At 68.8% G+C, this 10,613-nt stretch carries 7 protein-coding genes; all 7 read right to left on the bottom strand.

Going from position 1 to position 10,613, the window contains the following annotated elements; translation table 11 throughout:
- Positions 1-37: 37 nt before the first annotated feature.
- Positions 38-2,023 carry a PE-PGRS family protein gene (locus J0695_RS22465; protein ID WP_206963959.1) on the bottom strand — a complete coding sequence of 662 codons (1,986 nt, stop codon included), beginning with the start codon at positions 2,021-2,023 and terminating at the stop codon, positions 38-40.
- A 78-nt stretch (positions 2,024-2,101) separates the two neighbouring features.
- Positions 2,102-3,757, bottom strand: a complete 1,656-nt coding sequence (locus J0695_RS22460) for a bifunctional aspartate transaminase/aspartate 4-decarboxylase (RefSeq protein WP_206963958.1) — start codon at positions 3,755-3,757, stop codon at positions 2,102-2,104.
- A gap of 13 nt (positions 3,758-3,770) precedes the next feature.
- Positions 3,771-5,474: an aspartate-alanine antiporter gene (gene aspT / locus J0695_RS22455; protein ID WP_206963956.1), complete on the bottom strand. Its 1,704-nt coding sequence runs from the start codon at positions 5,472-5,474 to the stop codon at positions 3,771-3,773.
- A complete protein-coding gene (gene aspT / locus J0695_RS22450; protein ID WP_206963955.1) occupies positions 5,471-7,156 on the bottom strand; it encodes an aspartate-alanine antiporter in 1,686 nt (561 codons plus the stop codon). The genes aspT (J0695_RS22455) and aspT (J0695_RS22450) overlap by 4 nt, the downstream gene beginning before the upstream one ends.
- Positions 7,157-7,273: 117 nt before the next feature.
- The gene (locus J0695_RS22445; RefSeq protein WP_206963953.1) at positions 7,274-8,686 is read right to left on the bottom strand and encodes a GH1 family beta-glucosidase; all 1,413 of its coding nucleotides are present in this window, start codon (positions 8,684-8,686) and stop codon (positions 7,274-7,276) included.
- A gap of 55 nt (positions 8,687-8,741) precedes the next feature.
- Positions 8,742-9,641, bottom strand: a complete 900-nt coding sequence (locus J0695_RS22440) for a carbohydrate ABC transporter permease (protein ID WP_307798719.1) — start codon at positions 9,639-9,641, stop codon at positions 8,742-8,744.
- A gap of 12 nt (positions 9,642-9,653) precedes the next feature.
- A partial coding sequence (locus J0695_RS22435; RefSeq protein ID WP_206963951.1) for a carbohydrate ABC transporter permease occupies positions 9,654-10,613 on the bottom strand: 960 nt, incomplete at its 5' end.

The raw sequence follows: 10,613 nt of genomic DNA, 5'->3' as shown, positions 1-10,613 counted from the left end.
CCCACCCGGCCGGGGCGCGCACCCTTGTCCGCAGGGGTCAGGCCTCCGGGTGGTCGAGCAGCCGCCGCATGACCGCTTCCGGCAGCGCCGGGTTACGCGCCGCGTCCTGCGCGGTGTCGGTGTCGCGCAGCAGACGGACCAGTGTCCGCGCAGGCAGCCGGAGGTGCTGGGCCGCCGCCCACCGGATCGACGAATCCGAGTCGTCGAGCAGCCGGACCGCCGAGGCCGTCGACAGCCGGGGGTCCCTCGCCGCCCGGTACCGGACCTCCTGCTCCGGGTCCCGGCTGAGCCGGTCCACCAGGTCCGGTGTCGACTCCGGGTCGTCGAGGGCCAGTCGGCGTATGCGGGGGCTCGGGTCGTCGGCGTACCCGAGCAGGTTCGTACGGGGGAAATTGGGGTGGCTGTGCGGGCGGTCGGGGGCGCTGAGGCTGCCGGTCCACCACTGCCACACCCGCATCAGCATGTCGGCGGGGGCGTCGTCGCAGGACTCGGCGAGGAAGAGCTGTACGACGCGGTCCTCGTCCCGGGCGAGGAGTTCGACGACGTCCGGGGGAAGGCGTTCGGCGCGCGCGACGCTTCTGCGGACCAGGAAGTGGGAGGAGGCGGCCAGCCGGCGCATCTCTTCGGGGTCGTCGTGCAGGGCCGTGACCCAGTCGAGCGCGGAGTAGTGGATGCCCGGGTCGGCGTTGATGCGGACACGCGCCCGCTGCTCCTCGGTGAGTCCGGGGCGGGTGGACACGGCGAAGCGGACGGAGTCGTCCTCGTCCCGGGCCAGGACGGCGAGCAGATCAGGTCCCAGGTGAGGGTTGCGCGCCAGGTGGTGGCGTTGCGTGGGATCGCTGTGGTGGGCCAGGTGCTCGGCGAGCCCGGGCTCCAGGCGGCACGTCTTGACCGCGCGTTCCCCCAAAGGCTCGGAGTCGAAGACCGGCCGTGGCATCGGGTGATCCTGGTGGAATCGCAGGAGGGCCTCGACGCGGACCTTGCTTGCCGTGTCGGTCAGGAGCCGCTGCCGCGCCGGTTCGGCCAAGTGCGGCCATGCGCGGGGGCAGGCAGCGGACCTAACCCCGGGGGCGGGATCGGCGGCGAGTCCGGTCAGCAGCGGCACCGGCAGTCCGGGGAGGCGGGCGGTCTCCTCGCGGATGCGGGCGGAGGGGTCGGTGGCGAGCTGTTCGTACGCGGTCCCGGTGAGCTCCGCACGCCGGTCCGCGGCGACCATGGTCAGCAGCCATCGCTGCCGCTCGTCCTGCTCACCGAGGATCAGGCGGGTCCACTGTGCGGGAGTGAGGTCCGGCTGGAACTCGGCCAGACGGGCCCGTACCTTCCAGTCGGGATGGTCGACGGCCCGGTCCGTGAAGGCTGTTGAGTGCCTCCCGAAGAGGAGGTGGGGGTAGCGGCCCGTACCCATCAGGCGCAGCTGCAGGTCGTCGGGCGCGGACGGGTTCGACGCCAGTCCGTCCGCCCACGCCCTGACGAGCCGCGCGGTGGGTTTGGGCCCCTGGAAGAGCGAAGCCCAGGCGGCCTCCCTCTCCTCCGGTGTCTCTCGCGCCGCCGCCCGCGCGGCCTCCTCCTGCCGCTGCTTCACCCCGTCCACGGCGATGAACCAGACCTCGTACTCCTCGGTCGTCGCCCCCAGAAGCGCGTCCCCGTCCGTCGAGAGCGTGACGAACTCGGGCTGCCCGGGGCGGTCTCCCAGCACCCCGGCCAGATCCCAGCCGTCGGTGAGCCGGACCCGGGTCCAGCTGCGGGGCGTGCAGCCCGTCCGGGTGCCGGCGACGTCGATGAGGAACATGCCGTCCTCGTCGACGACCCCGAGCTCCGTCGCGAGCCGGTGCCACTGCGCGTTGAGCTCGGCGACCAGGCCGGGCAGGTCACTCCGTACCTTCGCGGCCGGCTCGGCGCCGTACGCCGCGACCGGCCGCCATGCGGCACGTGGCGGCAGTACGTTCCCGATCGGCCGGTCCCCTGCCTCCTCAAGCCCCGCACGCCCCAGGATTTCCGCGAGTTCTTCTCTTCCGCCCGTCATGGGAGCTCATCATGCCCGGCCGTGCGGAAGGGCCCCGCGCCTGGTGGGTGCGGGGCCCTTCGATGAGGTGATGGTGCGTCAGGACGCGGTGCCCGACGCCTTCCACTCCTCCGCGTAGTCCATGAAGATCTCGCGCAGGTGGTGGCCGATCTTCAGGTAGTCGAGGTCGTCGAGGTTGGCCAGGGAGACGCGCACCGACCACTGGGGGCCGTCGAAGCCGCCGCCGTTCAGGAGCACCACCGAGGTCTGCTCGGCGAGACGGAACAGCGGGTCGACGGGCTCGTACGTCTTCTCCAGGAAGGCCGCGAAGTCCTTGCCGTGCACGCGCTCGGCCTCGGCGAGGAGGTCGAGCTCGATGTAGTAGCCCGCCCGCTTGGGGTCGTCGGCGATCTTCATCTGGGCGCCTTCGAGGAGCAGATCAAGGCGCTGTCGCACGATGGCGCGGATCTTCCCCTTGTACGCCTGCCCCTCGTCCAGCATGTCGAAGAGCGAGAACATCGTCATCATGACCTGCTGGGGGAGTGAGAGTCCGGCCGTGTGGTTCAGGGCCACCTGGCGGGAGTCCGCGACCAGACGGTCGATGAACCTGATCTTCTCCGGCTCCAGGGTGAGCGTGCCGTAGCGCTTGTTGAGGCGGTCCTTGTCGGCCTGCGGCAGGCCCGCGATCATCTCGTCGATCACGTTGTCGTCGTGCAGTCCGATCACGCCCAGCCGCCAGCCCGTGCAGCCGTAGTGCTTGGAGAAGGAGTACACCAGCAGGCAGTTGCGCGGGATGTCGGCGGCCAGCGAGCGGAAGCCCTCGACGAAGGTGCCGTAGACATCGTCGGTGACGAAGAGGAGGTTGGGGTTCTTGGTGGCGACGATGTCCTTGATCTGGTTGCCGACCCGCTCGGAGAGCGCCAGCGACGGCGGGTTGCTGGGGTTGACCACGCAGACCAGCTTGATCGCCGGGTCCTCCAGCTTGGCGACCTCCTCCGTCGGATAGCGCCACTCGCGTACGCCGGTCTCGGTGAAGAGGGAGGCCTTGACGTGCACGACCTCGAACTCGTACGTGTCGAGTTCCGGGATCTCCAGGTACGGGGTGAAGACCGGCGTCATCAGCGCGATCTTGTCGCCCTTGTGCAGGATGCCGTTCTTCATCAGCGAGTCGAAGATGTAGCACATGGCGGCGGTGCCGCCCTCGGTCGCGAACAGGCTCAGATTGTCCTGCGGCGGCTTCTTGTCGAACATCTCGTCGCCGACGTATCCGCGCACGATCTTCTCCGCGTGCACCAGCATCCGGTCCGGGACCGGGTAGTTGTCGCCGACGGAGCTGTCGGTCAGCTCGTGGATGAAGTCGTCGCGGTCGAAGCCGAAGCGCTCGACGGCGTACGCGATGCACTTCTCGAGCAGCTCGATGCCCGGCAGGTCGGGGTGCTGGCGGACGTACGTGTCGAAGCGCTCGCCCGAGCCCTTCTTCTCCGGCATGCCGCCCAGGTTGTCGGCGGTCCACACCCGGCGGGACTCGGACAGGGCGAAGTAGCCGAGTGCGTAGAAGGCCTCGCGGGGGCCCGTGGCGATCCAGTTGGGATTGCCGCGGCCCGCGTTGAGCATCTGCGTGCTCGACTTCTCCTTCTGGCCGGGCTTGTCCGCCTGCGCCGCCTGGGCGATCTGGATGAACTTGTCCTTCAGCTCGAACGGGCTGAGCTGGGCGAAGGACTGGATCTCTTCGCGGGTGAACGTGGTTTTGGGCACGAGGACTCCCTGGTCAGTGGTTCAGGAGGACGATGACTGCGCCCCAGACCGTCAGCAGCACATTGCCGATGGCGTAGGGGATCGTGTAACCGAGCGTCGGGATCTGGGACCTGGACGTCTCGTTGATCGCGCCGATGGCCGCGGTGGTGGTCTGGCCGCCGGCCAGGACGCCCATCAGGATCGGGAAGCGGATCTTCTGGATGTAGTGCCCGACGAGGAAACCCACGAGCAGCGGGATGATCGTGATGACCGCGCCGAAGAGGAGCAGGCCCCAGCCCGCCGTGGAGAGACCGCTGGTGAAGCTCGGTCCGGCGTTGATGCCGACGACCGCCACGAACATGCAGAGACCGAGGGTGTCCATGAACCACTGGGCGCCCGGCGGCACATTGCCGTACGTGGGGTACTTGCCGCGGATCCAGCCGAAGACCAGACCCATGATCAGGCCGCCGCCCGAGGTGGACAGCGAGATGGGCACACCGCTCACCGTGAGTGCGGGGATGCCGAGGCAGCCGCCGAGGACGATGCCCAGGCCCACCCAGACCATGTCGGTCGCGAAGCTGGTGGGCACGGGCTTGCCGAGCTCCGCACCCGCCGGGTCGACCAGGCGCTTGGGACCGGTGAGGATGAGGGTGTCGCCGCGCTCGACCTGGGTGGAGAGGCGGTAGGGGAACTGCGACCCTGCCCGGTAGAGCTTGTCCACGTACACGCCGACCATGAACGGCTCCGCGCGCAGTTCGGCGACGGTCTTGCCGATCTGGGCCTTCTCGGAGACGACCACGTGCAGCGACTCGGTCTGGTAGCCGAGCAGTTCCACGTCGTCGGTCTCGGCGCCGACGTGCGTGCGCGCGTCGAAGGCGACGAGGTCACCGCGGATGGCGCTGACGGCGACGATGTCACCGTCGGCCAGCGCGGTGTTCTGGTCGTGGTCGAGGATCTTCCCGTCACGTCGTACACGCGTGATGTAGACCCGGCGGCCCAGTCCCAGCTGCTGCTTCTCGAAGTCGTCGATGGTGCGGCCGACGAGGTCGGGGCGCTGGATGGTGTACGCCCGCAGGACGACCTCGTAGTAGCCCGCACCCAGGTCGGGGTCGCTGCTCGGGGCGTCCAGCTCGATGGCGAGCTGGGCGCTCTCGGCGGCCAGGTCCCTGCGGTAGAGCTTGGGCAGGACGTTGGCGAGCAGCATCGCGCAGAGGATCGTGCCGAGCGGGTACGTCACCGCGTAGCCGACGGCCACCAGGTTCGACTCCGACTTGACCTGGGCGGAACTCAGGCCGGGGAGCGTGGAGATGGCGTCCTGGGCGACACCGATGGCGGCGGACTGGGTGAGCGCGCCGCTCATCATGCCGGCGCCGAGCCCGGGGCCGTACCCGAGCAGTGAGGCGAAGAGCCAGGCCGCCAGCAGGCCGGTGACACAGACGATGACGGCGTTGAGTACCTGCGGCAGGCCGTCCTTCTTCAGGCCGCGGAAGAACTGCGGACCGACGCGGTAGCCGAGGGCGAACAGGAACATGATGAAGAACAGGTTCTTCACCGTGCCGTCGATCTCGACCTTGAACTGGGCGCCGAGGACCAGGCCGGCGACCAGACAGCCGGTGACGGCTCCCAGCGCGATCGCCTTGTAGCGGACCTTGCCGATCAGGAAGCCGAGGGCGACGACCAGGAAGACCAGGAGTTCGGGGTGGGGCGAGAAGATGTTTCTGTTGAGGAAATCGATCATGATCCTGCTCCGAGGACGCCGACGAGGAGGGGCCCGGTCAGTGGCAGTAGGAAGTTCGAGAGCGTGTAGGTGATCGTGTAGCCGAGCATCGGGATCGAGCTCTGGGCCACCTGGGTGACGGAGGTGATCGCGGGGGTGGAGCACTGCTGGCCCGCGATGGCGCCGATGAGGAGCGGCTTCTCGATGTTGAGGAGCTTGCGTCCGACGATCAGTGAGAGCGTCGCCGGTACGAGGACCATGGCGATCCCCGCGAAGGGGAGCAGCGCGCCGTACTCCTTGAGCAGCGGCCACGCCTGCGGACCCGAGACCAGACCCGTGCAGGCGATGAAGACCGCCAGGCCCATGTCCTTGATGGTGGTGGCGGCCTGCGGCGGGAACGCACCGAAGGTCTGCTTCTTGGAGCGGAACCAGCCGAAGAGCAGGCCGGAGATCAGACAGCCTCCGCCGGTGCCGAGCGACATGGGGACGGTCCCGAACTTGATCACGATCTGGCCGAGCAGCGAACCGGCGGCGATGCCGAGCCCCAGGTAGATGAAGTCGGTGGCGTCGTTCTTGACGACCGCGCCGATCCGTCCGACCAGCTTGTTGAGGCCGGAACGGGCGCCCACCAGGGTCACCACGTCGCCGCGGTGCACGACGGTCTCGCCGTTGGCGGGCAGGTGCTGGTCGCCGCGCTGCACGTCGGTGACGTACACGCCGTCCTTGTAGAACTCCGGGTTCGCCTTCTGGAGCTGGTCGATGGTGATGCTGTCCGACGCCTTGTCGGTGAGCGCGACCTGCTTGGTGGCGAGCGGTGAGTCGAGGCCGGGCACGCCGGGCGTCTCGGGGCCGATCGCGTGTCCCGCCTCGATCGTGTTGGCGCGGCGGCCGACGACGAGTACCAGGTCGGAGAGGGTGAGCTCCAGGCCGGGCTCGGGGTGCAGGAAGACGGAGCCGCGCTTGACGGACTCGATGGTGATCCGGTCGCCGAGCCCCGACTCCAGGGCGCCGACGGTGCGGCCGTCGGCCGTGGTCACCAGGTAGGTACGGCCGACCAGGCCGGGCAGCGCCTCGCGCTCGTCGGACTCCAGGCTTCCGCTGGAGCCGCGGGTCTTCTCCCACAGCTCGCGCGAGGCGTCACGCAGATTGATGCGCATCATCATCGGCATGATCTGGCTGGTGTAGAGCACGATGGTGATCAGGCCGAAGAGGTAGCAGACGGTGTACGCGGTGGCCACATGGCCCTGGTACGTCGTGATCTGCTCGGGCGTCAGCCCGGAGAGCTGGCCGATGGACTCGGTCGCCGTACCGACGACAGCGGACTCGGTGGCGGCACCGGCCAGGATGCCCGCCGCCGTGCCGACGTCCAGGTCGAAGCCCTTCGCCAGGCCGTACGCGATGGCCACGACGGTGACCACCTCGATCCCGCAGAGTGCGAAGAAGCGCAGGCTCTTGCGGTTGAGGTTCTGGAAGAACTGAGGGCCTGCCATATAGCCCAGGGCGAAGATGAACAGCGCGAAGAAGATCGTCTTCACGTCGCCCGAGATCTGCACCTTGGCCCAGGCGCCGAGCAGCAGCGAGACGATCAGAGTGCCGCAGATGCCGCCCAGGGTGAGGGGTCCGACGCGCAGCTTGCCGAGCAGATAGCCGGCCGCGAGGCAGAGGAACAGTGCGAGTTCGGGATGGTCGCGGAGGATGCCCATGGCGGCTCAGCCGACAACTGGGGCATGGAGGAAGATAGTGGACATAAGGTGAAATTAGCAGCGGCGTGGGGCGGTGGCATCCGCTTCCACCGCGCCACGCCGCTGGATGAGGTCCCGTCAGGCGGTGGGGGCCTGCGGCAGTTCGCCCGTCCTTGCCAGACCCGCGTACCAGTACGCACTCGACTTGGGGGTGCGGACCTGGGTCTCGTAGTCGACGTACACCGCGCCGAAGCGCTTGCTGTACCCGTAGGACCACTCGAAGTTGTCCAGCAGGGACCACAGGTAGTAGCCGCGCACGTCCGCGCCGTCCTGGACCGCCCGGTGCACGGCGTCCAGATGCGCCTGCAAGTAGCGGATGCGGTCGGGGTCGTGGACCGTGCCGTCGGCGCCCGGCTTGTCGTCGTACGCCGCGCCGTTCTCGGTGATGTGGATCGGCAGTCCGGGCCTGTCGCGGGTGTAGCGGGTGATCAGGTCGTACAGGCCCGTGGCGTCGACGGACCAGCCCATCTCGGTGCGCTCGCCGGGGAGCTGGTGGAAGGCCACGTCGTCGGCGCACGGCCAGGGGGAGTGGTCGCTGGCGCCGTGGCCGTCCAGGCGCCGGACGCCGGGGACGGCGGGGGAGGCGGAGACCACGGTGGGCGTGTAGTAGTTCAGGCCGAGCGCGTCCAGCGGCTGGTGGATCGTCGACAGGTCGCCGTCCTGGACGTAACTCCAGTCGGTGAGGCGGACCGTGTCGGTGAACAGGTCCTGCGGGTAGGCGCCGTGCAGCATCGGCCCGTGGAAGATCCCGTTGGCCAGGTTGTCGATACGGCGGACCGCGTCCAGGTCCTCGGGCGAGGGCGAAAGCGGCCTGACCACCGAGGAGTTGAGCGAGACGGCGACCGTGTTGCGGGCCGGCATGGCCGCGCGCAGGGCCTTGGTGCCCAGGCCGTGCGCCAGGTTGAGGTGGTGCGCGGCGCGCAGGGTGGAGAGCGGGTCGGTGCGGCCCGGGGCGTGCACACCGGATCCGTACCCCAGGAAGGCGCTGCACCAGGGCTCGTTGAGCGTGATCCACTGCTCGACGCGGTCGCCGAGCGCCTCGCCCATGATGTGCGCGTACTCGGCGAAGCGGTACGCCGTCTCGCGCTCGGGCCAGCCGCCCGCGTCCTCCAGCTCCTGCGGCAGGTCCCAGTGGTAGAGGGTGAGCGCCGGCTTGATGCCCTTGTCGAGCAGCTCGTCGACCAGGCGCCGGTAGAAGTCCAGACCGCGCTGGACGGCGGGGCCGCGGCCGGTGGGCTGGACGCGCGGCCAGGAGACGGAGAAGCGGTACGCGGTCAGGCCGAGCTCCGCCATCAGTGCCACGTCGTCGCGGTAGCGGTGGTAGTGGTCCACGGCCACGTCGCCGGTCTCGCCGCCCGCCGTCTTGCCCGGGGTGTGGCTGAACGTGTCCCAGATGGAGGGGGTGCGGCCGTCCTCCCGTACCGCACCTTCGATCTGATATGCGGACGTGGCGGCGCCCCAGAGGAAACCGGGGGGAAAGCTTTCAGGCATGGGAGCGCTCCCAATTGAGTATGTGCGGAAGGGGAGTTGGGGTGATGCGGCGCGGTCAGCCCTTGACCGCGCCCTGCATGATCCCGCCGACGATCTGCTTGCCGAAGAGGGCGAAGACCAGCAGCAGCGGAAGGGTGCCGAGCAGTGCGCCGGCCATGATCACGGACTGGTCCGGGGTGAAGCCGCGGCCGAGTCCGGCGAGGGCGACCTGGACGGTCGGCGAGCCGTTCTGGGTGAGGACGAGGAACGGCCACAGGAAGTCGTTCCAGGTCTGTACGAAGGTGAGCATGCCCAGCACGGCCATGGCGGGCCTGGCCGCGGGGAACACGATGTGCCACACGATGCGCCAGCTGCTCGCGCCGTCCACCCTGGCCGCCTCGATCAGCTCGTCGGGCAGCGCCTGTGTGAGGTACTGCCGCATGAAGAACACGCCGAACGCGCTCACCAGGGAGGGCAGGATCACGGCCTGCAGCTGGTCGGCCCACTGCAGCTTGGCGACCATCATGTAGAGCGGGATCACGCTGAGCTGCGGCGGGACCATCATCGTGCCGACGATCACCAGGAGCAGGATGTTGCGCCCGCGGAAGCGCAGCTTGGCGAAGGCGAAACCGGCGATCGTGGACAGGACCACGATGACCACGGACGAAATGCCCGACACGATGGTGGTGTTGAGCATCGCCTTGCCGAGATTGGCGTCGGTCCAGGCGAACTTGAGGTGGTCGAGGAGGTTGCCTCCGAACCACATCGGCGGCGGGGTCTGCGAGAGCCGGTTGTTGTTCCGGGAGGCGGCTATCGCCGTCCAGATCAGTGGCAGCAGCGAGCCTAGGGTGAACAGGATCAGCACGGCGTAGCCGATCGGCCCCGCGTGCATCTGTCCGCCGGCCCGGCCGGCCTTGGGCAGCCGTACCGGCTTCTGTTTCGGTGTGCGGTGGGTGGTGGGCGCGGTCGTTGTCACGGCCGGTTCTCCTTAGCTACTGGCGCGCAGCCGGCGCGAGATGACGTAGTTGACCGCCCCGATCACCAGAAGGATCAGGAACATCATCCAGGCGATGGCGGAGGCCCGGCCCAGGTGACCGTTGACCCAGCCCTGCTCGTAGAGATAGAGCCCGAGCGTCTGGAACTGGTGCTCGCCGCCGCCCGACGCGCCGGCTGTCTGGTCGTACAGCAGCGGCTCTCCGAAGAGCTGGCTCGCGCCGATGGTGGAGACGACGACGGTGAACAGGATGGTCGGGCGCAGCGAGGGCAGCGTCACATGGATGAACTGCCGCCAGCGGGACGCGCCGTCGAGGGCCGCCGACTCGTACAGCTCGTGCGGAATGGCCTGCATCGCCGCCAGGTAGATCAGCGAGTTGTAGCCGGTCCAGCGCCAGATGACGATGGTGGAGACGGCGAACTGGGAGGACCAGCTGCCGTTCTTCCAGTCGATCGCGCCGATGCCGACCTGGTGCAGCAGCCAGTTGATCATCCCGTAGTCGCGTCCGAAGAGGAGCGCGAAGACGAGGGTCGCGGCGGCGATCGAGGTGGCGTACGGGGCGAGCATCACCGTGCGGAAGAAGGTCGAGCCGCGCAGCTTGTAGTTGAGGAGGTGCGCCAGGCCCATGGCCATCAGCAGCTGCGGGACCGTGGAGATGACCCCGATGGTCAGGGTGTTCTTCGCCGCGTTCCAGAAGAAGTGGTCGCCGAATATACGGGAGTAGTTGTGAAAGCCCGCCCACGTCATGTCGGTGGGCGAGATCATCTCGACCGTGTGCAGCGAGGCCCAGCCGGTGTAGATCAGCGGGAAGAGCCCGAAGGCGGCGAAGAGCACGAAGAACGGGGAGACGAAGGCGTACGGACTCCAGCGCATGTCCCGCCGCCAGCGGCGCGAGAGGCGCGCGCGCCGCTGGGCGTCGTCCTGCGTTGGGGGGGTGCCGGCCGGGGGACGGGC

Origin of the sequence: Streptomyces beijiangensis (assembly GCF_017315755.1) — a bacterium.
Taxonomy (GTDB): Bacteria; Actinomycetota; Actinomycetes; order Streptomycetales; family Streptomycetaceae; genus Streptomyces; species Streptomyces beijiangensis.
Note: the sequence above shows the minus strand (reverse complement) of the source record. Positions and strands in the feature narration are given on the sequence as shown.

Bases quoted from the DNA above. Each gene is read 5' to 3' on its own strand.
- J0695_RS22465 (WP_206963959.1), bottom strand. From the start codon at position 2,023: ATGACGGGCGGAAGAGAAGAACTCGCGGAAATCCTGGGGCGTGCGGGG.
- aspT (WP_206963956.1), bottom strand. From the start codon at position 5,474: ATGATCGATTTCCTCAACAGAAACATCTTCTCGCCCCACCCCGAACTC.
- aspT (WP_206963955.1), bottom strand. From the start codon at position 7,156: ATGGGCATCCTCCGCGACCATCCCGAACTCGCACTGTTCCTCTGCCTC.
- J0695_RS22445 (WP_206963953.1), bottom strand. From the start codon at position 8,686: ATGCCTGAAAGCTTTCCCCCCGGTTTCCTCTGGGGCGCCGCCACGTCC.